The sequence below is a fragment of the Streptomyces sp. NPDC001093 genome (genome assembly GCF_040298985.1).
Taxonomy (GTDB): Bacteria; Actinomycetota; Actinomycetes; order Streptomycetales; family Streptomycetaceae; genus Streptomyces.
Map to the genome: position 1 here is coordinate 14601 of NZ_JBEPBF010000040.1, position 23007 is coordinate 37607.

A 23007-nucleotide genomic window follows, 5' to 3' on the forward strand; every position below is an offset into this window, starting at 1 on the left:
CCCGCTCCGGAGCGAAGTGAGGGGTTCTCGGCCCCTTGGTTCCCGGCGTCGGGGGTGATCGTTGTCACGAGTTGGTTCCTGGTGTTCCGGTGCTGATCAGGGCTTGTAGTCGACGGGCAGGTTCGCGGCCGGCGCACCGGTCGGCGGGACCTGGAGGGTCTTCAGGGCGAACTCCATCACCTGCTTGTAGATGGGACCGCAGATCTGGCCGCCGAAGTAGCTGCCGGAGGTGGCGTTCTGGATGGCGCAGTAGACGGTGATGCGGGGGTTGTCGGCGGGCGCGAACCCGGCGAACGACGAGGTGTAGCCGCGGTACCTGCCGGTGGCCGGATCCACGCGGTTGGCCGTGCCGGTCTTGCCGGCGACGTTGTAGCCGGGGATGCGGGCCTTGATGCCGGTGCCCTGCTCGTCGTCCACCACGGACTCCAGCATCTGCGCGAGGGCCCTGGCCGTCTTCTCGCTGACGACCCGGGTCTGCCTGGGCTTGTGCGCGGGTGTGAAGCGCCCGTCGGGCCCCTTGGTGCCGCGCACCAGGGTCGGCTCGATCCGGACCCCGCCGTTGGCGATGGTCGAGTACACGGAGGCGGCCTGTACGGCGTTGATGGAGAAACCCTGGCCGAAAGGAATCGTGTACTGCTGCGAGGTGGACCACTTCTGGTACGGCGCGAGGATGCCGGGGGTCTCGCCGGGGAAGCCGAGTCCGGTGTAGCTGCCGATGCCGAACTTGCGCAGGTACGAGTAGAGCACCCTGTCGGCCTCGGACTGCGTCCTGCCGAGCTGGCCGGTGGCGAGGATGGTGCCGATGTTGCTGGACTTGGCGAGGACGCCGTTCAGCGTGAGATACCAGGTGTCGTGGTCGACGTCGTCCTGGAAGAGCCGGTCGCCGCGGTGCAGCCGGTTGGGTACGACGACGTGGGTGAGCGGGGTCGCCGCGTTCTCCTGGAGCACGGCCGCCATGGACATCAGCTTGGCGGTGGAGCCGGGCTCGTAGGCGTCCTGGAGGGCCGCGTTGCCCAGGGCCTCGCCGTCGGCCTTCGACAGGTCGTTGGGGTCGAACCCGGGCGAGTTGGCCATGGCCAGGATCTGCCCGGTGCGGGTGTCCTGGACGACGACATAGCCGCGGTCGGCCCTGGACTTCGCCACCTGCTCGGTGATGGCGTTCTGCGCGGCCCACTGGATGTCGCGGTCGATGGTCAGCTCGACGTCGGAACCGGGCACGGCGGGCGTCTCCGTCGACCCGGCCGTGGGCACCTCACGCCCCCCGGACTGGGCGTACCGGATCTTGCCGTCCTTCCCGGTGAGCTGCTTGTTCAGCTCCTGTTCGATGCCGCCGCCGCCCTGGCCGTCGGCGTTGACCCAGCCCAGTATCGCGGCGGCGAGGTCGCCGTTGGGGTACACCCGCTGGCTGCTCGGGTCGGCGAAGACGCCGGCGAGCACGTTGACGGTGTTGCCGTCCTTCTCCGCCTTCTTGGCGAGCGCGCTCTTCAGGTCCTTGATCTGCTTCCAGACCTGCGGGGTCTGCCGGGTGGCGAGCCGGGCGTACCGGGAGTTCGTGTTCCGGGGCCGCAGCTTCCTCACGAGGTCGGCCTGGCTCTGCCCGAGGATCGGCGCGAGCAGCGCGGCGGCCTGCTCCGGGCCGTCGCCGATCTTCAGCTGCTGCCTGCTGAACATCGTCGGATCGGCCGTGATGTCGTACGCGTCCTCGCTGATGGCGAGGGCCACGCCGTTGCGGTCGGTGATCCCGCCGCGGTCGGCGGCCAGCGTGTGCACGACGTACCTGTTCTGTTCGGCCTGCGCGGCGTACGCGCCGGCGTCGACGGCCTGCACCTGGAGCAGCCGTACGACGAAGGCGATCAGGACCAGGGTCAGCGTCAGGCTGACCAGGCGCAGCCGGGGCCGGGGGCTGCCGAGCCGGAGCGGGCGCTGGGCCGGCGGCAGAGCACCGCTCGGCCGTCGCGCCGGACGCGCACCGGGCACGGGCTGCCGCCGCACGGCACTCCTCGGCCGCGGCGGCCAGGCCGGCCCGGCCACACGACGGCGCGGCGGTTCCCTGTCGGACACTTGCGTCACCTGCCAGGGGTCGGGGTGGGAATGGGCTGGGACATCGAAAGCCGCGCCACGACACCTTCCGGGGCGGCGACCGGGGCCGGACGGCAGCACAGCGCCGGCTGGACCGCACCGACGGCACACCAGGACCGGCGCCCGCCCCTCCCGCCACCCGGGCGGAGCGCACACGCCGGCCCCGGCACACGACGGCGCGGTTCCCTGTCGGACACGTCCGTCACCTGCCGGGGGCCGGGGTGGGGGCGGGCTGGGGGATGGAGGGGGGCGGGGGAATGGCCGCGGCGGGGTCGGAGGCGACGGCGGCGGACCGGGGCTGTCCCGGTGCCGGTGCGGCGGGCGACGGCGTGGCCGGGGCCGGGGTGGTGGGCGTGGCGGGGGTCGGCGCGGCGGGCGTGGCCGAGGCCGGGGTGGTGGGCGGGGCCAGGGTCGTGGCGGGAGCCGTGGCCGGGGTCAGGGGCTGAGGGGCGGCCGGGTCGGCGAAGGTGGCGGACTCGGGGCCGGCGGCGCTCGGGACGCCCTTGACCTTGCCGTCCGCACCGAGGAAGGCCGGGTCGCCGCCGGGGACCATGCCGAGTTCGTGGGCGCGGCGCTGGAGGGCGTCGGGAGCGGAGTAGGCATCGATGTCCCGCTGCAGGGCCTGTTCCTCGTCGGTGAGGTTCTTCGTCTGCTTCTGCAGGTCGGCGAGTTTGAACGAGCCTTCGCTGAGTGCGGAGTTGAGCACCAGCAGCCCGATGAGGCCGCCGCCGAGGAGCAGGACGACGAGCAGGACGAACGGGGTGCGGGCGGCCCGCGCACGGCCGGCCGGGAAGAGCCGGGCGAGCCGCGCGGCCCGCCCCCTCAGTTCGGGTTTCCTACTCACGGCTCCCCCGGTCGGTTCGGGAGCCCTCGTGGCGCTCCCGGTGGGTTTGGAGACCTTCACCGGTCTCCCGGTACGTCGGGTATCCCTCACCGCTCCCGCAGTACGCCCGGGCTCCCTCACCGGTCCGGCAGTATGCCCGGGCCCGCTCGCCGGTCTCCCGGTACGCCCGGGATCCCGCACCAGCACCCCTGTACGTCCCAAGAACCACATGACCGCTCTGGTGAGTCCGGCGGCCTCCGCGAGCCACCCGGTGGGTCCAGGAACCCTCGTGGCCCTCCTGGAGAGACCGACGGCTCCCGCCGGCCACCGGGTGCGTGCGAAAACCCTCGCGGTCTCCCCGGTGAGTTCGGGAATCCAACCGACCCGTCTCGGTCACTCGGCGTCCTCCCTGATGCGTTCGGCGCCGCGCAGCCTGGCCGGTGCGGCCCGGCGGTTCTCGGCGACCTCTTCCTCGGTGGGAAGTTCGGCACCCCGGGTGACCAGCTTGAGCCGCGGCTGGTAGCGCTCCGGCACGACCGGCAGGCCGGGGGGCGCGGTGGAGGCGGCGCCGGCCGCGAAGACCTGCTTGACCAGGCGGTCCTCCAGCGAGTGGTACGACAGCACTGCGATGCGGCCGCCCACGTCGAGGGCCTTCACCGCCGCCGGGATCGCCCGCTCCAGTACGGACAGTTCGCCGTTGACCTCGATGCGCAGCGCCTGGAAGGTGCGCTTGGCGGGATTGCCGCCGGTGCGCTTGGCGGCCTGCGGAAGAGCGTCACGGATCAGCTCGACCAGCCGCGCGCTGTTGCTGAACGGCTCCTTCTCGCGCTCGCGCACGATCGCGGCCACGATCCGCTTGGCCTGCTTCTCCTCGCCGTACGCACGCAGGATCCGCACGAGTTCGCCCGCCGGGTAGGTGTTGAGGACCTCGGCGGCGCTGATCCCCGTCGTCTGGTCCATCCGCATGTCCAGCGGCGCGTCCTGGGCGTAGGCGAAGCCGCGGTCGGCCTCGTCCAGCTGCATGGAGGAGACCCCGAGGTCGAACAGAACGCCCTGCACGCGCGCGATGCGGAGCTTGTGCAGTACGTCGGGCAGCTCGTCGTAGACGGCGTGCACGAGGGTGGCGCGCTCACCGTAGGGCGCCAGCCGCTCGCCCGACAGGCGCAGCGCCTCCTTGTCCCGGTCGAGGCCGATCAGCCGCGCCTCGGGGAACCGCGTCAGCAGCGCCTCGCTGTGTCCGCCGAGGCCGAGGGTGCAGTCGACGACCACCGCTCCCGGGCGCTCCAGGGCGGGCGCCAGCAGGTCCAGGCACCGCTGGAGCATCACCGGGACGTGTCGACTCTGGCTCAAGGGGGCCTCTCATCTTCCGGCGGGCCGTACGCACCGCCGGGTCCCCGCCAGCTCGTGAAGGGTCAGGCCTGCCGGCGCCGGAAGCGTCAGCCGGACCGGGAGCGGGAGGAGGCCGAGCCGTACGTACGCGCCGCGCACGTGGGGAGACGGTCCGGGGTGAGCCGGGGTCTCCAGGGGTTTCACCAGCAGGGAGAGCCACGCCTCCCGCTTCGCGTCACTTTAGTCCACCCTGTCTCGCGGTCAATCAACCGGCCTGCGCGTCGCCTACCGCATCGCGACGGGCGCCGCAATTCGACCGGATTCACCCGTCCGGGGCATGTTTACCCTCCGTATGGGATAGCTCACAACAAGCCGCGATGACGTTTTTTGTCCCGCTCTTACAGGAGGACGGGACCGGGGGTGACCAGTAACGTCATGAGTATGACGACTTCCGCAGCAGTTCCCACTGGATCCGAAGGCGCCATAACGACCGGCGGCTCCGTGACGGATGGCCTGGTCGAGGCCAACCAGGCCTACGCCGCCGAGTTCACCGACCCCGGGATGGACGCCCGCCCCGTTCTCAAGGTCGCGGTCGTGGCCTGCATGGACGCCCGTCTCGACCTCCACGCCGCGCTCGGCCTGCAGCTCGGTGACTGTCACACCATCCGCAACGCGGGCGGTGTCGTCACCGATGACGTGATCCGCTCCCTGACCATCAGCCAGCGGGCGCTCGGCACCCGCAGCGTCGTACTCATCCACCACACCGGGTGCGGCATGGAGACCATCACCGAGGACTTCCGGCACGACCTGGAGATGGAGGTCGGCCAGCGGCCGGCCTGGGCGGTGGAGTCCTTCCGGGACGTCGACCAGGACGTGCGCCAGTCCATGCAGCGCGTGCGCACCTCGCCGTTCCTGGTGCACACCGACGACGTGCGCGGCTTCGTGTTCGACGTGCGCACCGGTCTGCTGCGCGAGGTCGACCCGGCCTGACCGGGCACACCGGCCGGCCGCCCCGGAAGCATCCCGCCGTCGCCGTATCGAAAATGCGGTCGAAAAAGAGGTAAGACCGACATCCTGCGGGCAGTTGTCCACAGGCGAGTGACACGAATCGGTAACGGCGGCAAGAATGCGGGTGTGGCGTCGCGCGGAACTTTTCCCGCGCGGTGTCCGTGTTTCGGGGTGGGCCGGTTTCGCACGCAGCGTCGGCCCGGAAAGAACGGGCCGAGGAGGGCCGGGTGACGACCTATGACGATCGAGCGAGCCTCACTGATCTGACCGCCACGGTGGAACGGGTGCGCGGTTCGGTGGAGGGCGTGATCGAGGGCAAGCCCGAGGTCGTACGGCTCGCGCTGACCGTGCTGCTCGCCGAGGGCCACCTGCTGATCGAGGACGTCCCCGGAGTGGGCAAGACCATGCTGGCCAAGGCGCTGGCGCGGTCCATCGACTGCTCGGTGCGGCGCATCCAGTTCACGCCCGACCTGCTGCCCTCGGACATCACCGGTGTGTCCATCTGGGACCAGCAGCGCCGGGACTTCGAGTTCAAGCCGGGCGCCATCTTCGCGCAGATCGTGATCGGCGACGAGATCAACCGCGCCTCGCCCAAGACCCAGTCGGCGCTGCTGGAGTCCATGGAGGAGCGGCAGGTCACCATCGACGGGCAGACGTACGAACTGCCCAGCCCCTTCATGGTGGTTGCCACGCAGAACCCGGTCGAGATGGAGGGCACCTACCCGCTGCCCGAGGCCCAGCGCGACCGCTTCATGGCCCGCGTCAGCGTCGGCTACCCGAGTGTGGAGGCCGAGCTGCAGATGCTCGACATCCACGGCGGGGCGAACCCGCTGGAGGACCTGCAGCCGGTGGCGCACGCGCACGAGATCGTGAAGCTGATCGAGGCCGTGCGCACCGTGCACGTCTCCGAGCCGGTCCGGCGGTACGCGGTGGAGCTGGTCGCCGCCACCCGCACCCACCCCGACCTCAGACTCGGCGCCTCCCCGCGCGCGACGCTGCATCTGCTGCGCGCCGCGAAGGCGTCCGCGGCCCTCGCCGGCCGGGAGTACGCGCTGCCGGACGACGTCCAGGCGCTCGCCGTCGCCGTCCTCGCGCACCGCCTGCTGCCCACCGCCCAGGCCCAGCTGAACCGCCGTACCGCCGAGCAGGTCGTACAGGAGATCCTCCAGCACACCCCGGTGCCCGCGGCACCGGGCCCGCACAGCGGCTTCGGCGGCCTCGGGCAGGGCGTTCCGGCGTATCCCCAGCAGCCCCCGCGGAGTCTGTGATGAGCGCCGGGGGGACGGGGCAGGCGGAGGCCGACCGCGGGGACACGGGCGGCGTTCGTACGGCCCTGGCGGGCCTGACGACCCGCGGCCGTTCCTTCCTGGCGGCCGGGATCGCGGCCGCGATCTGCGCGTACGTGCTGGGCCAGAGCGATCTGCTGCGGGTCGGGCTGCTGTTGGCCGCACTGCCGGTCATCTGCGCGACCGTGGTGTACCGCACGCGCTACCGGGTGGCCGGCACCCGCCGGCTCTCCCCCGCGCGCGTGCCGGCCGGCAGCGAGGCCCGGGTGCACCTGCGGATGGACAACGTCTCACGGCTGCCCACCGGCCTGCTGATGCTCCAGGACCGCGTGCCGTACGTCCTCGGTCCGCGCCCGAGGTTCGTGCTGGACCGGGTGGAGCCGGGCGGCCGCCGCGAGGTGTCCTACCGGGTCCGCTCCGACCTGCGCGGCCGCTATCCGCTGGGCCCGCTGCAGCTGCGGCTGACGGACCCCTTCGGGATGTGCGAACTCACCCGTTCCTTCTCGGCGTTCGACACCCTCACGGTCATCCCGCGCGTGGAGCCGCTCGCCCCGGTCCGCTTCAGCGGCGAGGCCAAGGGGTACGGCGACGGGCGGCAGCGCTCGCTGGCTCTGGCCGGCGAGGACGACGTGATCCCGCGCGGCTACCGCTACGGCGACGACCTGCGCCGGGTGCACTGGCGGTCCACCGCGCGCTACGGCGAGCTGATGGTGCGCCGCGAGGAGCAGCCCCGGCGCTCGAGGTGCACCGTCCTTTTGGACACCCGGGGCGGCGCCTTCGAGGGCGCGGGCCCCGACTCGGCCTTCGAGTGGGCCGTCTCCGGCGCCGCCTCGGTGCTGGTGCACATGCTCGAACGCGGCTTCTCGGTACGGCTGCTGACCGACAGCGGCAGCGTGGTGCCCGGCAAGGGAGCCGACGGGTTCGCGGGCACCGGCCAGGAGACCGCGGAGGCGGCCGGGCTGATGATGGACACCCTCGCGGTGATCGACCACTCCGACGGCAGCGGCCTGTCCCGGGCGTACGACGTGCTGCGCGGCGGAAACGAGGGGCTGTTGGTCGCCTTCCTGGGCGACCTGGACGAGGAGCAGGCGGCGACGGTCGCCAAGATGAGCCGGCGCAGCGGCGGTGCCGTCGCCTTCGTGCTGGACCCGGACACCTGGACCCGGGAGGCGACCGATGTGCCGCAGCCGGGCGAACAGCACGCCGAGCGGCTGCGGATGCTGCGCGAGGCGGGCTGGACGGCGCTGAGCGTGCCCCGCGGCGCTGCGCTGAACGGGCTGTGGCAGCAGGCGGACCGGGAGCGCTCGGGCCTGGCCCCGGTCGGCGGGGAGACGGTGCGATGAGCGGGCGGGCACGGCTGGCACTGTGCGCGGCCGCGGCGACGCTGATGGCCTCCTGCGCGCTGCTGCCCCTGGTGGCGGAGCCGACCTGGCTGCTGCAGCTGGTCCCGCTGGTGGCCGTGCAGACCGGGGTGGGCGCGGCGGCCCGCCGGGTGCCGCTGGGCCGGCCGCTGACCGTGGCGGCGCAGTCGCTGGTGACCCTGGTGCTGCTGACCCTGGTCTTCGCCCGGGGGTACGCGGTCATCGGGCTGATCCCCGGCCCGGACGCCTTCCGGCACTTCGCCGACCTGCTCCAGCAGGGCTCGACCGATGTCAGCGAGTACGCGATACCGGCGCCGCTGACCGACGGCATCAAGCTGATGCTGATCGGTGGCGTGCTGCTGATCGGCCTGCTGGTGGACACGCTCGCGGTGACCTTCCGCAGCGCGGCCCCGGCCGGACTGCCGCTGCTCGCGCTGTACTCGGTGGCCGCCGGGCTGTCCGACGGCGGAACCGACTGGCTGTGGTTCCTGGTGGCGGCGGCCGGCTATCTGATGCTGCTGCTCGCGGAGGGCCGGGACCGGCTGGCGCAGTGGGGCCGGGTCTTCGGCGGTGCCCCGCGTACTCCGGGCCCGCTGGAGGACGACGTCGTGGCCCCGGTGCGTACCGGGCGCAGGATCGGCGCGCTGGCGCTCGGCGCGGCCCTGGTGGTGCCGCTCGCCCTGCCGGCGATGCAGGGAGGCCTGCTGGACGCCGCCGGCACGGGCGTGGGAGTCGGCAACGGCAACGGCGGCACGATCTCCGCGGTGAACCCGCTGGTGTCGCTGCGCGACAGCCTGAACACGAACGACGACCGCCAGGTGCTGACCCTGAAGACCAGCACGGACGACGTCTCGGACCTCTATCTGCGGATCGTGTCCCTGGACGATTTCGACGGCACCACGTGGAAACCGGCCCAGCGGCACATCGTCGGGGTGCCGGACCAGTTCCCCACGCCCATCGGACTCGGCGCGGACATCAGGCGCGGCACGGTGAAAACCACGATCACGTCGTCGGACTGGTACGCCCAGAACTGGCTGCCGATGCCGTACCCGCCGAGTGGTGTGAAGATCGGCGGCCGCTGGCGCTACGAGCCCGTCGGCATGACCCTGGTCGGCGACCACGGCCAGACCACGCGGGGCGAGACCTACCAGGTGACCAGCCTGGACGTGCAGCCGACCGCCGAGCAGCTGTCGAGCGCGCCGGAGCCGCCGGCGGCCCTGAAGCGCGAGTACACGATGGTGCCGTCCTCGCTGCCGAAGGTGGTGGCCAGGACCGCCCGGCAGATCACGGCGGGCGCGCGGAGCCACTACGAAGAGGCGGTCAGGCTCCAGGACTACTTCGCGGTCACGGGCGGCTTCCAGTACGACACCCAGGTCGAGGTCGGCCGCGGCCCCGACGCCATCGCCAACTTCCTCAAGAAGAAGCAGGGCTTCTGCGTCCACTTCTCCTTCGCCATGGCGGCGATGGCCCGCACCCTCGGCATTCCCGCCCGGGTCGCGGTGGGCTTCGCGCCCGGCACCCCGCAGGCCGACGGCACCGTCGCGGTGAACCAGAAGGACGCGCACGCCTGGCCCGAGCTGTACTTCGAGGGTGTGGGGTGGACCCGCTTCGAGCCGACCCCGACCCGCGGCACCACGCCGTCGTACACCCAGTCGGACACGCCCGGCACCACGCTGCCGGACCCGGCTCTGCCCTCGCACCAGTCGTCCTCGGCTCCCTCGGCGGCGGCCTCGCCGAGCCGGAGCTGCCCGCCCGAGCTGGTCAAGCTGCGGGACTGCGGAACCGCGTCGGCCGCGGCGGCCCCGCACGGCGGCGGCGGTGGCACGGGCCCGTGGTGGTATCCGCTGATCGCTCTGGCCGCGCTGGTGGTGCTCGCGGTTCCGCTGTCTCCGCTGCTGTGGCGAACACGGGTACGCTCGGCGCGGCTCGGCGGGCACGCCCGGACCGAGCAGGGCGCGGCGGCGCACACCCTGGACGCCTGGCAGGAGTTGACGGACAGCGCCTGGGACCACGGCATCGCGCCGGACGAGTCGCTGACCCCGCGCAGGGCGGCCGGGCGAATCGTCGAGCTGGGTCGGCTGGACCCGGCGAACGGGGCCGCGGTGCACCGGGTCGCGGACGCGCTGGAGCAGGTGCTGTACGCGCCCCGGCCGCGCCCGGCGGCGGGTACGGCGGCGGACGTGCGCCGGGTGATCGAGGGGCTGCGCGGCACGGCGAGCACCGGCACGCGGCTGCGGGCGCTGTTCCTGCCCCGCTCGTCGGTGCGGGTGCTGTGGGCGGTGTCGGCCCGCTGGTCCGCGCTCGGGGCGCGGGTGGCGGCGGCCCGGCCCGGCGTCCCGCGCCGGACGCCGCAGCGGCAGGGCTGAGAGATTGGCTTTGGGGCGACCACCGCCGGTGGTCGCCCCTCACACGTTGTCTGTGGTTGTTCCTCCGCGTCCGCGGTAACCGCCGGACGCCTAGTGGCCCTGCTCGTCCCGGCGGCGCTGCCAGCGCTCCTCGATCCGGTCCATCATCGAGCGCTTCGGCCGCACCTGGCGACGGACGGCACCCGCCGCGGGCTGCTCGCCCGGTTTGGGGGCCTTGCGCCAGCCGGTGACGGCGAGTACGGCACAGCCCAGCATGACGAGGAAACCCACCACGCTGACCCAGATCAGCTGCATGACCATTCCGGTCATGAGGAGCGCGATACCAATGAGGAAGCCCGCAACCGCCTGGTAGACCCGCCGCCGGGTGTACGTCCGCAGCCCGTTTCCCTCAAGCGCTGACGCGAACTTGGGATCTTCGGCGTACAGCGCTCGCTCCATCTGCTCGAGCATGCGCTGCTCGTGCTCCGAGAGCGGCACGGAGTCCTCCTCATCGTGCAGTCGCCGGGGCGACCCGGGGGGTCCCTTCAGGATAGGCAGGGAATCGCCCCCGTGAAACCCGCCCCTCTACGCCAATTGGCCAACCGGAATCCGCCATGACAGTCCCGGCTCGCTGAGGCTTCCATTCCCCGGCGGCCGACCCGTCATGCCGGGTGGTGTACCTCGATCATACGGCGCAAACCCCTCGATCGGGGGTCCTGTGGCGTACTCCATCCGCCGCCGAGGCCCTGATCAGCGGCGGGTCACGGTCGTCCGCTCAGACCTCGGCGGCACCCGGCGTCTCACCGAGCACATGCAGCTGGGTGGCGACGGAGTGGAACGCGGGCTGCTCGGCCGCGGCGGCCTCCAACTTGAGGAGCGCGTCCAGGGCGCCGGGCTCGGTGTCCACGAGGACGCCGGGGACCAGGTCGGCGAAGACCCGCACGCCGTGCACGGCGCCGACGTTCAGGCCCGCGCCCTCGACCAGCGCGGTGAGCTGCTCGGCGGTGAACCGGCGCGGCATCGGGTCACCGGCGCCCCAGCGGCCCTCGGGGTCCTGCAGCGCCTGCCGGGCCTCCGTGAAGTGTCCGGCGAGGGCGCGGGCGAGCACGGCGCCGCCAAGGCCGGCGGCGAGCAGGCTGAGGACGCCCTCGGAGCGCAGCGCGGCGACGGCGTTGCGGACGCCCTCGGCCGGGTCGTCCACGTACTCCAGGACGCCATGGCACAGCACGACGTCGTAGCCGCCTCGCTCGACGACGTCGAACAGGCCGTGCGCATCGCCCTGGACGCCCCGGACCCGCTCGGCGACGCCGGCCTCGGCGGCCCGGCGCTCCAGCGCGAACAGCGCGTTGGGGCTGGGGTCGACGACGGTGACGCGATGGCCGAGCCGGGCGACGGGCACGGCGAAGTTGCCGCTGCCGCCTCCGGTGTCGAGGACGTCCAGCGACTCCCGGCCCGTGGCCTTGACCCGGCGGTCGAGGGCGTCCTGGAGGACCTCCCAGACCACGGCGGTACGCAGGGAGGCGCGGGGGCGCATCGGGTCCGACACGGCAGTTGACTCCTCGGCGGGGCGGAAGGCTGAAGGCTTCAGACGTCCTCCACCCTATTGCCTCCGCCGCCGTACCCGGTCACCGCGGGCGGGTAGCGCCGCCCGCGTCTCGCAGGCCGGACGGCCTCTCCGTCCGTTCGCCTCCGGGGCGCTCCGCGCCGGTGGTCAGCCCGCGTCCGGAAGGTCACCGCGCGCTCTCGGGCCGTCCGGTTGTCCGGGGTCCTGGCGGGGTTGGGGCAGGACAGGCTGGAGGACGAGCATCCGCTCGACGATGCGCAGGAACATCGCCACGTCGCGTATGAGGTCGTCGGCGTCGCGGCGGCTCGCCGCGCCCTGGATGCCGGCCTCGGCGCGGGCCCGGCGGGCGGCGCCGGAGGCGAACAGCGCGCTCCACTCGGTCAGTTCGGGGGTGATCTCGGGCAGTACCTCCCAGGCGCTGCGGATCCGGGCGCGGCGGCGCGGGGAGGTCTCGGGGCGGCCGCGGGCGGCGAGCACGGCGGCGGCGGTGCGCAGGGCGGCGAGGTGGGCCGTCGCATAGCGCTCGTTCGGCGTTTCCAGGACGGCGGCCTCGTCCAGTCCTGCGCGGGCCTGGGCGAGCAGGTCGAGGGCGGCGGGCGGGGCCGTGGCCCGGCGGAGCACGGGGTGCACGTCGCTCGCCGGGCCGGTCAGTGAGGGGGCAGGGCCGGTGGCGCGGCGCCGGCGTGCGGCGGCTGCGGACGGGTTGGCCATGACGAACCTCCTGTCGTCTGGGTGACGGCACGGGTGCCGTATGTGCCCATCGTGAGGTATGGCACTGACAATCCGTTCTGACCTGGGACTTTGCTTCGAGCGTAGGTTCGGGCGTACTTTTGCACTGACCAGTCAGTTCAAAACACGAAGCCGCAGGGGGGCTTGTGGACGGCGTGCACGTCAGGGCCGAGGGCCTTGGCCTCAAGGGACCGCGGGGGTGGGCCTTCCGCGGCGTCACCCTCGACGCGGAGCCCGGCTCACTCATCGCGATCGAGGGACCGTCCGGCTCGGGCCGCACGTGTCTGCTGCTCGCACTCACAGGACGGATGAAGCCCACCGAGGGCACGGCCACCGTGGGCGGGTTCCGGCTCCCGCGGCACATGGCCCGGCTGCGCCGCGTCAGCGCGGTCGCCAACGTGGCCGGGGTGACCGATCTGGAGCCGGCCCTGACCGTCGGCGAGCACCTGCGCGAACGGGCCCTGCTGCAGAGCCGCTTCGGCGACTCCCTGCGCGAACTGCTGCGCCCGCGCACCCAGCGCGTGCACGAGGCACGGCTGCGCGTCGACGCGGCCCTGGCCGCCGCCGGACTCGATCCGGAAACGCTGCCCAAGGGCTCCCGGACGGCCGTGCGCGACCTGGAGCGGCCGCAGGAACTGCGCCTGTCCATCGCCCTGGCGCTGCTCGGCAGGCCCGGACTGCTCGGCGTCGACGACATCGGCACCAAACTCTCGGACACCGAACGCGCCGAGCTGTGGGAGCTGCTGCGCTCGCTCACGCGCGCGGGGACGACGGTGGCGGTCGTCTGCCGCACGGCCCCCGGCGACTGCGTCGTCGTACCGACCGGGCCGAAGGACACCGAAGCCGGGGCCGGCACGGACGGCGCGAGCGAGAAGAGCGACCCGAAGGAGGACATCGATGCGCTCGCCTAGGCTGGCCGTGCTCGAGCTGAGGCGCTTCGGACGCGGGCGGCTGCCGCGCGCCGCCCTGGTGGCGCTGCTCGTGCTGCCGCTGCTCTACGGCGCCCTGTACCTGTGGTCCTTCTGGGACCCGTACGGCCGTCTGGACCGGATCCCGGTGGCCCTGGTGAACGACGACAAGGGTGCCACCGCGGGCGGGAAGAGGATCACCGCCGGCGACGACATCGTGGACGGACTGCGCGACAGCCGGACCTTCGAATGGCACGAGGTGAGCGACGAGGAGGCCCGCGAGGGGGTCGAGAACGGCACGTACTACCTGTCGCTGACCATGCCGGCCGACCTCAGCCGGCGGATCGCCTCCAGCTCCGGCGACTCCCCGGAGACCGGCGCCCTTCAGGTGCGCACCAACGACGCGAACAACTACATCGTCGGCCAGATCTCCCGGACCGTCTTCCACGAGGTCCGCTCGGCCGCCTCCGCCAAGGCCTCCCGGACCTTCCTGGACAAGATCTTCGTCTCGTTCTCCGGCATCCACGACAAGACCGTCACCGCCGCCGCGGGTGCCGACCGGCTGAACACCGGCATCGGGAAGGCCGAGAAGGGCTCGAGGGACCTCGCCGACGGGCTGAAGGACGCCAAGAGCGGCAGCGGCAGGCTGGCCACGGGCCTGAAGAAGCTGAACACCGGCGCCGGTGACCTCCAGGACGGGTCCCGCCAGGTCGCCGACGGCACCCAGGCCCTCGCCGACAAGGTCAACGGCGTCCACGACACGGCAGGGCCCTACCTCAAGGACAACGAGAAGACCATCGGGGACACCGCGCGCCTGGTCGCCGACTCGGCCAAGACCGTCAAGGACAACCTCGACGTCCTGGTGAAGCTCGCCCCGGGCGCCGCACAGGCCGCCCACACGAACTCCGCCGTCCTGGAGGAGATCTACAAGGCGCGCTGCGAGACCGCGGCCGTTCCCGACCCGGTCTGTCCGGACCTGAAGCGGGCCAGGACGGCCGCCGCCGAGGTGGCCACCGTCGCCGACGACCTCAACACGCTGATCGCGGACCAGGACGGCGACCTGAAGACGATGCGGGACAACCTCGGCACCCTGCAGAACCAGGCCACGGCCCTCGAAAAGCGCGCACCGCACCTGTACGAGGACGTCGAGGACGCCGTCGCGAAGATCGACAAGCTGAACGCCGGTGCCCAGAAGGTCGCCGACGGCGCCAGGAAACTGCACTCCGGGCTCGGTACCGCGCAGACCGGCGCGACCACGCTGGACGAGGGCATCGGCACCGCCGCGTCGGGCGCCACCACCCTGAACGGCGGCCTGTACAAGCTGTCCGACGGCTCCGGGAAGCTGGCCGGCGGACTGCACGACGGCGCCAGGAAGATCCCGGACTACGACAAGAAGGACCGCGACCGGCGCACCGGCGTGATGGCCGACCCGGTCCAGCTGGCCTCGCACGACCTGCACAAGGCGCCGAACTACGGCACGGGATTCGCCCCGTACTTCATCCCGCTGTCCCTGTGGGTGGGCGCGATGGTCGCCTACATGCTGATCCCGCCGCTCAACCGGCGTGCCCTGGCGGCCGGTTCGCCGGCCTGGCGGATCGCGCTCGCCGGCTGGCTGCCGGTGGTCGCCGTGGGCGTGCTCCAGGTGTCCGCGCTGATGGCCGTCCTGCACTGGGCGATCGGTCTGCAGATGCTCCGCGCGGCCGGCACGATCGGCTTCCTGTGCCTGGTCACGGCGTGCTTCGGGGCGATCGTGCAGTGGCTGAACGCCCGCTTCGGCGCGGCCGGCCGGATCCTGGTGCTCGCGCTGCTGATGCTCCAGCTGACCTCGGCGGGCGGCACCTACCCGGTGCAGACCAGCCCGGGCTTCTTCAACGCGATCCACCCGTTCCTGCCGATGAGCTACATCGTGGAGGCACTGCGCCGGCTGATCACCGGCGGCGGGCTCGGCCCGGTCTGGCAGGCGTGCGGTGTGCTGGCCGCGTTCACCGCGGGCGCGCTCGCGCTGACGGCCCTCGCGGCCCGCCGCCGCCAGGTGTGGACGCTGGACCGGCTGCACCCGGAGCTGAGCCTGTGAGCCAGGGGGACGCCCCGCACGCACGCGTACCTGTGAGAATCAGGGCCATGGAAAGCAGCAGCGCCAGGTCCGGCGGCAGCACGCGCCGCGAGGCCACCCGGCAGAAGCTCTACGAGGCGGCCGTCACGCTCATCGCCGAGCAGGGCTTCTCCGCGACCACGGTGGACGAGATCGCGGAGCGGGCCGGGGTCGCGAAGGGCACGGTCTACTACAACTTCGCGAGCAAGTCGGTCCTCTTCGAGGAGTTGCTGCGGCACGGCGTGGGCCTGCTCACCGCCTCTCTGCAGGAGGCGGCGGAGCGGACCGCACGGGCCGGCGGCAGCAAGGTGGACGCGCTGGACGCGATGGTCCGCGCGGGCCTGGTCTTCATCGACCGCTATCCGGCCTTCACCCAGCTGTACGTGGCCGAGCTGTGGCGCACCAACCGGGCCTGGCAGTCCACGCTGATGGTGGTCCGGCAGGAGGCCGTCGCGGTAGTCGAGCAGGTGCTGCGCGAGGGCGTGGCGGCCGGGGAGTTCAGCGACGAGATCGACGTCCAGCTGACGGCGGCCGCGCTGGTCGGCATGGTCCTGGTGGCCGCGCTGGACTGGAAGTCCTTCCAGCCGGAGCGCTCCCTGGATGACGTCCACGCGGCCCTGTCGCGGCTGCTGCAGGGGCGCGTGAGCGGCAAGGGCTGAGCGGGTACGAGGAGGGTGCCGGTCCGCTGCCGGACCGGCGCCCTCCCACTCCCCCGTACTCCCCCTTTGGTCCCCCGTGGGTGGTCGTCCCCGGGTCCCCCGACTCGCTTCCGCCGACGGATCGGCGGAAGGAGCGGCCGGGTGGCGGGCGCCGTTCCGCCGCCCCGTGTCGGCGGTGCCGGGCCGCGCCCCCTTGCCGTGCTTCCACTGTCCCGTTCGCCGAGGCCGCGGCCCATCCGCGCGCGTACTCATCTCACCGCCTGAGTACGGGTACTCAGCCGTACGCACGCGTGCCCACGTTTCCGGGCGGCCTCGCGGGTGTCCTGGGCTCCCGCGGGGCGGGTTGTCAGTGGCGGTCGATAAAGTCGCAGGCATGGCACGGATTGCGGTGATCGGCGCCGGGATGGGCGCGATGGCGGCCGCCGCCCGGCTGGCCGTCGCGGGCCACCGGGTGGTGGTGTACGAGCGCACGGACACGTACGGCGGTGCGGTGCGCCGCTTCGAGCGGGACGGGTTCGGCTTCGACACCGGCCCGGGACTGCTGACGCTGCCCGCCGTGTACCGCGATCTGTTCGTCAAGACCGGCAAGGAGCCGCTGGAGGACCGCGTCGAGCTGGTCCAGGTCGATCCGTCCTCGCGGCACGTCTTCGCGGACGGCACCGAGGTGTCGCTGCCGAACGCCTCGCGCGCGGGTGTGGTCGCGGCCCTGGAGGAGGCGCTGGGCGGGGGCGCGGGCGAGCGCTGGGGCGAGTTCCTGGTGCGGGCCCGGGAGGCCTGGGACCGTACCCGCAGGCCGCTGCTGGAGGAGCCGCTGTGGCCCGACTGGCGGGTGCTGGCCGAGAAGGAGCCGTATCCGGCCGTCCCGCACAAGCGGCTGCTGCGCACCAGACGCGCGAGCACACTGGCCGAGATCGGCGCCTGGGAGCTGCGCGACGAGCGCCTCGACGCCCTGCTGCAGAGTTCCGCGCTCGCCCACGGCCTCGATCCGCGGACCGCTCCGGCGAGCGCGGCCGTCCTGCCCTACATGGAGCACGCCTTCGGCACCTGGTATGTGCGCGGCGGCGTCCGGGAGTTGGCGCGCGCGGTGTACGAGCGGTGTCTGGAGCGGCGGGTCGAGTTCGTCTTCGACGCGGAGGTCCTGCGCATCCTGGACAAGGACGGCCGGGCCGCGGGCGTGAAGCTGGGAGACGGCACGGTGGCCGAGGCGGACCATGTCGTGGCGGACGTGGACCCGGCGTGGTTGAAGGCGCTGACGGACCGTCCGCTGGACGGGAACGGGGATGTGCGGACCGATCCCTTCACGACCCGTCCCGGGCGGTTCGCCCTGCTGCTGGCCCTGCGCGGCGGGTGCGAGGCCGGTGCCGCACATCGCACGGTCGTCCATGCGCCGGACCCGGAGTCCGAGCTGGACTTCCTGGCCTCGGCGGACGGGGACCAGCCGCCACCGCCCACGGTGGCCGTGCTGCGCCCGGACGACCCCGCGCTCAGACCGGACGACGGGCACGAGTCCGTGGTGCTGTCCGCGGTGGTGCCGAGCGCCGTCGACTGGGACGAGGAGGGCATGGTCCGGCAGTACACGGAGCATCTCCTCGAAGCCGCCGAGGCCGTGATACCGGGCCTGCGGGACCGCGTCCTGTGGCAGGAGGTGCGCACACCCGACAACTCCGACGACGAGACGGGTGCCTTCCTCGGCGCGGTGCCGGCCCCCGCGCTGGCCGCCGGAGGGGGCCGTTTCCTGCATCCGTCGAACACGACGCGGCTGCCCGGTCTGTACCGGGTCGGCGGCTGGTCCCACCCAGGCGGCGGGCTGCCGCACGCGGGCATGTCGGGCGCGCTGGTGGCGGGGCTGATCGTGGAGGGCCCGGAGTTCCGCGGCTCCCAGTGAGCCGAGCCGGGCCCTCAGAAGCGATAGGACCTCAGAAGCGATACGGCCTCAGAAACGGTACTGCTCGTCGTACCCGGCACCGGGCTGCTGCTGGGCGTGCCCCTGGTTCTGGTGCGGGTACGGCTGCTCCTGCGGGAGTTCGCCGCCGTAGGTCTCGTCGGTGCGCTGCTGCGGCACCCACACCCCGTCCGCCGGGGTCTCGCCGTAGCCGCCGCCGTACGGGGCCTGGGCGTAGCCCTGCTGGGCGTACTGGCCGGAGTAGCCGGTGCCGTACGAGGCGTCGCCGTAGGACTGGGTGCCGATGTACGGGTCGGAGTAGTTGGCATAGCCCTGCTGGCCGCCGGCGTCGTAGCCGTAGCCCTGCTGGGCGTAGCCCGAGTAGTCGTAGGCGTAGTTCTGCTGCTCGGCGCCCTGGGGCTGGGCCGCGGCCGCGTAGGCGGTGTCCCCGTAGACGCCGTAGGAGCCGGTGTCCTCGGGGATGGGCTGTGGCTCGTAGACGGCGGTGGCCTCGGCCGCGGCGGGCTCCGTGGCCGGACGGCCGGACGGGGTGAAGACGTCGTCGCGGTCGTAGTCGTCGTAGTCGCCGCGCCCCTGGCCGTAGCCGGCCCGGTCGGCGCCCCGGTCGTCCTCCGGGCCGACGAGCTCGGGGTCGGTGTCGTCGAGCGCCGGGTCGTGCCGGTCGGCCTTGCCGCGGCGGCGCTTGCTGCCGCCCGCGGCCTCGGCCTCCGCCTCGGGACGCTTGACCGCCCAGCCGGCGGCGAAGCCGCGGCGGAACGACAGCGTGACATAGGTCTGGCCGACCGCGAAGGCGATGGCGCCGACGCCGATCACGATCACGGACGGCATCAGCACACCGACCACGACCCCGAGGAAGCCGGCGAACGCCAGCAGCCGCCAGCGCAGGCGCGCCTTGTACTGCAGCAGCACCTCGCCCAGCAACCACAGTGCGACGATGCCGAACGCGATGTAGAGGACCGTCCAGCCCATGTACGCCCCTCTCCCAGTGACCGCTACGCAGTGTGTCGTATCGCGGTGCGGCCGGTCTAGGCCTGCGGGGGGTGGTGCAGGCCCAGGTTCTCGTAGATTTCCAGGGTCGCCGTGGAGTTGTTGAGCGTGATGAAGTGCAGTCCGGGCACTCCCTCGGCGAGCAGCCGGGCGCAGAACTCCGTGGCGAAGTCGATACCGATGGAGCGTACCGCCGCCGGATCGTCCTTCGCTGTGAGGATCCGCTCTTTCAGAGCGTCCGGGAACAGGGCGGTGCTGAGCTTGGGCACCCGTTGCAGCATCTTCACGCTGGTGACCGGCAGCACCTCGGGGATGACGGGCGTCTCGCAGCCCGCGGCCACCACGCGGTCGCGCAGCCGCAGATACGACTCCGGGTGGAAGAACATCTGTGTGATGGCGTAGTCCGCGCCCGCACGGCACTTGTCCACGAAGTGGGCGACGTCGGTGTCCCAGTCCGCGGAGCGGGGGTGCATCTCCGGGAAGGCGGCGACGCCCACGCAGAAGTCGCCCGACTCCTTGATGAGCCGGACGAGCTCGGCCGCGTACGTGAGTCCCCGGGGGTGCGGCACCCACTCGCCCATCGGGTCGCCGGGCGGGTCGCCGCGCACGGCGAGCATGTTGCGGATCCCGGCGTCCGCATACTGGCCGATGATGTTCCGCAGTTCGGCGATCGAGTGGTCGACCGCGGTGAGGTGGGCGACGGGAGTGAGCGTCGTGTCCACGACGATCTGCTCAGTCTCCCGGACCGTGGTCGTGCGCGTGGAACCGCCGGCGCCGTACGTGACGGAGACGAAGTCGGGGGCGACGGCCTCGACCCTCCGGAGGGCGTTCCACAGGTTCCGCTCGCCCTGGGGGGTCTTCGGCGCGTAGAACTCGAACGAGTACGTCGTCTTGCCGGTGGCGAGCATGTCGCGCACGGTGCGTGCGCGATCAGTCCTGGTGGAGGGGGTTCCGAGGGCCATACGGGCAGGTTAGCCAGGGGTGGGCGGTCCCCCAACCGGACGGCGAAGATTTGCCCGAATTGTCGCTATCCTGTCCACTCCTTGGACAAAAACACGGACACAACCACGGACAGAGCGACGGCCAGCCACGGACTGAGACACGGGCAGGGCTCCCCCACCGGTGCCGCTAGCCCTGCCGCAGCCGCTTCGCGAACTCGGCCGCGGCCGCTCCCGGGTCGCCGGCCTCGGTGATCGCGCGCACCACGACCACCCGGCGGGCGCCCGCGTCCAGCACCTGGTCGAGGTTGGCGAGGTCGATCCCGCCGATCGCGAACCAGGGACGGTCGGTGCCCAGGCCGGCCGTGTACCGCACCAGGTCGAGGCCGGGCGCGGTCCGGCCCGGCTTGGTGGGCGTGGGCCAGCAGGGGCCGGTGCAGAAGTAGTCCACGCCCTCCTGCACGGCGGCCGCGGCCGCCTCGGACTCGGCATGCGTGGAGCGGCCGATCAGCACCGCGTCGCCGAGGACGGCGCGGGCCGCGGGGACCGGCAGGTCGCCCTGGCCGAGATGCAGCACATCGGCGCGGGCGGCGTGGGCGACGTCCGCGCGGTCGTTCACCGCGAGGAGCTTGCCGTGCCGGGCGCAGGCCTCCGCGAAGACCTCCAGGTGCGCCAGCTCCTTTGCGGCCTCCATGCCCTTGTCGCGCAGCTGCACGATGTCGACACCGCCGGCCAGGACCGCGTCCAGGAACTCGGGAAGGTCGCCCTGGCGCGTGCGCGCGTCCGTGCACAGGTACAGGCGGGCGTCGGCGAGCGCGGCGCGTGCGGTGTCGGACATACGTGGGTCCCCCCTGGTCGGTGTCCCTGACGGCTTCGGCGGGTGGCGTACGGGCTACGACGGCCCGCACACCACCCCTTCAGGTGCGATTCGGCTCAGACGGCGAGCGCCTGGGCGCGGCGCTTCACCTCCGTGCCGCGATTCTCGCTCAGGGCCTGCGCGGGGGTGCCGGGCAGGGTCGGGTCGGGGGTGAAGAGCCACTCGATCATCTCTTCGTCCGTGAAGCCGTCGTCCCGCAGGAGCGTCAGGGTGCCGGACAGGCCCTTGACGACCTTGTCCCCGTCGATGAAGGCTGCGGGGACGTGCAGTGCGCGGTTCTCACCTCGGCGTACGGCGATGAGCTGGCCCTCCTTGACCAGCTGCCGCACGCGCGTCACCTCGACGCCGAGCTGTTCGGCGATGTCGGGGAGGGTGAGCCAGGCGGGGACGAGAGCATCGATTTTTGCGTCAATCTCGGTCACGAGAACAAGCCTGCCATCCCCCACTGACAGTCGGAAGTCAGGCAGGTCCGGCCGGGATGACCAGGCTAGTCGGCCGTGGCGTCCTTCAGGGGCTTCGAGGGGTCGGCCAGGGCCTGCGTGTCCATGCGGCGGCCCGCCTCGATCAGCCGGCGCCCCTGCGCCAGATCACGCGGGCGGCCGACCGCCAGGAGGGCCACCAGGTGGTCCTCGCGCAGCCAGCACACCGTCCAGGCCGGACCCGTCGGGTCGCCGCGCCACACCAGGCGGTCGGCGGCGGCGTGGTGGCCGGCGTACTGCACGAAGCGGCCGAACTGCTCGGACCAGAAGTACGGCACCGGGTCGTAGACCGCCGGGGTCTCGCCGAGGATGTTCGCGGCGACCGTGCGCGGGCCCTGCAGGGCGTTGTCCCAGTGGTGGACGAGCAGCCGTTCGCCGTAGCGGGCGGAGGGGAAGGAGGCGCAGTCGCCGACGGCGTACACGTCCTCGACCGAGGTGCGCAGACGGTCGTCGGCGAGGACGTCCCCGTGCGGGCCCAGCTCGACGCCGGAGCCGGCAAGCCAGGCCGTGGCGGGGCGGGCGCCGATGCCGACGACCACGGCGCCCGCGGGCAGCCGGGTGCCGTCGTCGAGGATCACCGCGCCGGGCTCGACGCGCTCCACGCGCGCGTGCGTGCGCAGTTCGGCGCCCGCGTCGGCGTACCAGGCGACCATGGGTGCGGCGACCTCGGCGGGCAGGGCGCCGGCGAGCGGACGGCCGGCGGCCTCCACGACGGTCACCGCACAGCCGGCTCCACGGGCGGCTGTGGCGAACTCGGCGCCGATCCAGCCGGCCCCGACGACCACGATCTCGTGCTGCCGGGCGAGGACCGGCTGCAGCCGTTCGGCGTCGTCCAGGGTGCGCAGCAGATGCACGCCGGGCACGCCCTCGGTGCCCGGCAGGGTGATCGGCTCGGCGCCGGTGGCGAGCACCAGGACGTCGTACGGCACCGGGCCCGCCTCGGTGTCCAGTTCGCGCTCCGCGGGGCGCAGGCCCAGCACCTCGCAGCCGAGCCGCAGCTCGACGCCCAGGGACTCGAAGTCCACGTCGAAGGCGGAGCCCTCGGCCTTGCCGAGCAGCACGGCCTTCGACAGCGGCGGCCGGTCGTACGGCTGGTGCGGCTCCGCCCCGATCACGGTGACGGAGCCCTTGTACCCCTGTTCCCGCAAGGCGACCGCCGTCTGCACCCCGGCCATGCCCGCGCCGACCACGACCACGCGCCGCCGTGCCGACGTGCCCCCTTGCGCTGTCTGCTCGCTCACCCGATCACCATAGACACGTGACAACGCGTCAGTCAGCGGGCGTGCCCGGTGACCTGTTCCACAACGCTCGTCCCGGTGCCCGCCCGGGACTCCCACTCCCAGGTCTCCTCCAGCCGCACCCGCCCGTCCGGCAGCTCCACCACCGTGGACACACAGTGCCCGGAGGAGGTCGTCCCGTCGGTCCTCAGCTGGACGTAGCGGAAGTCCAGCCGGTCACCCTCCCGGGTGCCGACCAGATGGCCGCGCACGACGTCGCCGCCCGTGTACTCCGCCCAGATCTCGCCGTCCTTCTCGTGGTAGGCGAACCGGGTGCGGGTGCCCACCTGACCTGGGGCTTGGTCCGCCACGGGGGCGAGGATCAGTCCGTCGAGCGATCGGGCCACGGGCGGGGGCTCCCTT

At 72.7% G+C, this 23007-nt stretch carries 20 protein-coding genes; 8 read left to right on the forward strand and 12 right to left on the reverse strand.

Features of this window, described 5'->3' with window-relative positions; all coding sequences use genetic code 11:
• Positions 1–96 precede the first annotated feature (96 nt).
• The 3 genes from ABT288_RS21140 to rsmH all read right to left on the reverse strand — a co-directional run bounded on the left by ABT288_RS21140 (position 97) and on the right by rsmH (position 4252).
• Entirely contained in the window at positions 97–2061 is a 1965-nt protein-coding gene (locus ABT288_RS21140) for a peptidoglycan D,D-transpeptidase FtsI family protein (RefSeq protein WP_351609882.1), read from the reverse strand.
• 220 nt (positions 2062–2281) lie between these two features.
• The gene (gene ftsL / locus ABT288_RS21145; RefSeq protein WP_351609885.1) at positions 2282–2923 is read right to left on the reverse strand and encodes a cell division protein FtsL; all 642 of its coding nucleotides are present in this window, start codon (positions 2921–2923) and stop codon (positions 2282–2284) included.
• Positions 2924–3295: 372 nt separating this feature from the next.
• Positions 3296–4252 (reverse strand): 16S rRNA (cytosine(1402)-N(4))-methyltransferase RsmH, encoded by a 957-nt coding sequence (rsmH, locus tag ABT288_RS21150; RefSeq protein WP_351609888.1) that lies wholly within the window; start codon positions 4250–4252, stop codon positions 3296–3298.
• A gap of 420 nt (positions 4253–4672) precedes the next feature.
• Between rsmH and ABT288_RS21155 the strand changes: the two genes are divergently transcribed.
• From ABT288_RS21155 to ABT288_RS21170, 4 genes are all read left to right on the forward strand, one after another.
• A complete protein-coding gene (locus ABT288_RS21155; protein ID WP_351609891.1) occupies positions 4673–5221 on the forward strand; it encodes a beta-class carbonic anhydrase in 549 nt (182 codons plus the stop codon).
• A gap of 245 nt (positions 5222–5466) precedes the next feature.
• Positions 5467–6507, forward strand: coding sequence for an AAA family ATPase (locus ABT288_RS21160; protein WP_351609893.1), 1041 nt, complete (start codon positions 5467–5469; stop codon positions 6505–6507).
• Positions 6507–7868: a DUF58 domain-containing protein gene (locus tag ABT288_RS21165; protein WP_351609896.1), complete on the forward strand. Its 1362-nt coding sequence runs from the start codon at positions 6507–6509 to the stop codon at positions 7866–7868. Before ABT288_RS21160 ends, ABT288_RS21165 begins: the two co-directional genes overlap by 1 nt.
• Positions 7865–10252, forward strand: coding sequence for a transglutaminase TgpA family protein (locus tag ABT288_RS21170; RefSeq protein WP_351609899.1), 2388 nt, complete (start codon positions 7865–7867; stop codon positions 10250–10252). The genes ABT288_RS21165 and ABT288_RS21170 overlap by 4 nt, the downstream gene beginning before the upstream one ends.
• Before the next feature lie 90 nt (positions 10253–10342).
• On the opposite strand, the gene ABT288_RS21175 is transcribed toward ABT288_RS21170, so the two are convergent.
• The 3 genes from ABT288_RS21175 to ABT288_RS21185 all read right to left on the reverse strand — a co-directional run bounded on the left by ABT288_RS21175 (position 10343) and on the right by ABT288_RS21185 (position 12506).
• Positions 10343–10729 (reverse strand): SCO2097 family morphological protein, encoded by a 387-nt coding sequence (locus ABT288_RS21175; RefSeq protein ID WP_351609902.1) that lies wholly within the window; start codon positions 10727–10729, stop codon positions 10343–10345.
• Between the two features lie 277 nt (positions 10730–11006).
• Positions 11007–11777 (reverse strand): methyltransferase, encoded by a 771-nt coding sequence (locus tag ABT288_RS21180; protein WP_351609905.1) that lies wholly within the window; start codon positions 11775–11777, stop codon positions 11007–11009.
• Positions 11778–11942: 165 nt separating this feature from the next.
• Entirely contained in the window at positions 11943–12506 is a 564-nt protein-coding gene (locus tag ABT288_RS21185) for an SAV_6107 family HEPN domain-containing protein (protein ID WP_351609907.1), read from the reverse strand.
• Positions 12507–12670: 164 nt separating this feature from the next.
• Between ABT288_RS21185 and ABT288_RS21190 the strand changes: the two genes are divergently transcribed.
• The 4 genes from ABT288_RS21190 (at position 12671) to ABT288_RS21205 (ending at position 18068) form a co-directional block, all read left to right on the forward strand.
• Positions 12671–13435, forward strand: a complete 765-nt coding sequence (locus ABT288_RS21190; protein ID WP_351609909.1) for an ATP-binding cassette domain-containing protein — start codon at positions 12671–12673, stop codon at positions 13433–13435.
• Positions 13422–15506, forward strand: coding sequence for a YhgE/Pip family protein (locus ABT288_RS21195; protein WP_351609913.1), 2085 nt, complete (start codon positions 13422–13424; stop codon positions 15504–15506). Before ABT288_RS21190 ends, ABT288_RS21195 begins: the two co-directional genes overlap by 14 nt.
• A gap of 47 nt (positions 15507–15553) precedes the next feature.
• Positions 15554–16183: a TetR/AcrR family transcriptional regulator gene (locus ABT288_RS21200; protein WP_351609914.1), complete on the forward strand. Its 630-nt coding sequence runs from the start codon at positions 15554–15556 to the stop codon at positions 16181–16183.
• A gap of 373 nt (positions 16184–16556) precedes the next feature.
• Positions 16557–18068 carry a phytoene desaturase family protein gene (locus tag ABT288_RS21205; RefSeq protein WP_351609916.1) on the forward strand — a complete coding sequence of 504 codons (1512 nt, stop codon included), beginning with the start codon at positions 16557–16559 and terminating at the stop codon, positions 18066–18068.
• A gap of 48 nt (positions 18069–18116) precedes the next feature.
• Here the strand turns inward: ABT288_RS21205 and ABT288_RS21210 are convergent, their stop codons facing one another.
• From ABT288_RS21210 to ABT288_RS21235, 6 genes are all read right to left on the reverse strand, one after another.
• Positions 18117–19055: an SCO2102 family sporulation regulator gene (locus ABT288_RS21210; RefSeq protein WP_351609919.1), complete on the reverse strand. Its 939-nt coding sequence runs from the start codon at positions 19053–19055 to the stop codon at positions 18117–18119.
• A 56-nt stretch (positions 19056–19111) separates the two neighbouring features.
• On the reverse strand, positions 19112–20035 hold the full coding sequence (metF, locus tag ABT288_RS21215; protein WP_351609922.1) for a methylenetetrahydrofolate reductase [NAD(P)H]: 924 nt from the start codon (positions 20033–20035) through the stop codon (positions 19112–19114).
• A gap of 166 nt (positions 20036–20201) precedes the next feature.
• Positions 20202–20849, reverse strand: a complete 648-nt coding sequence (gene thiE / locus ABT288_RS21220) for a thiamine phosphate synthase (RefSeq protein WP_351609925.1) — start codon at positions 20847–20849, stop codon at positions 20202–20204.
• Positions 20850–20944: 95 nt separating this feature from the next.
• The gene (locus ABT288_RS21225; RefSeq protein WP_030742629.1) at positions 20945–21310 is read right to left on the reverse strand and encodes an Rv2175c family DNA-binding protein; all 366 of its coding nucleotides are present in this window, start codon (positions 21308–21310) and stop codon (positions 20945–20947) included.
• A 65-nt stretch (positions 21311–21375) separates the two neighbouring features.
• Positions 21376–22608 carry an NAD(P)/FAD-dependent oxidoreductase gene (locus tag ABT288_RS21230; RefSeq protein ID WP_351609928.1) on the reverse strand — a complete coding sequence of 411 codons (1233 nt, stop codon included), beginning with the start codon at positions 22606–22608 and terminating at the stop codon, positions 21376–21378.
• 32 nt (positions 22609–22640) lie between these two features.
• Positions 22641–22991, reverse strand: coding sequence for an avidin-fold protein (locus tag ABT288_RS21235; RefSeq protein ID WP_351609931.1), 351 nt, complete (start codon positions 22989–22991; stop codon positions 22641–22643).
• Positions 22992–23007 lie beyond the last annotated feature (16 nt).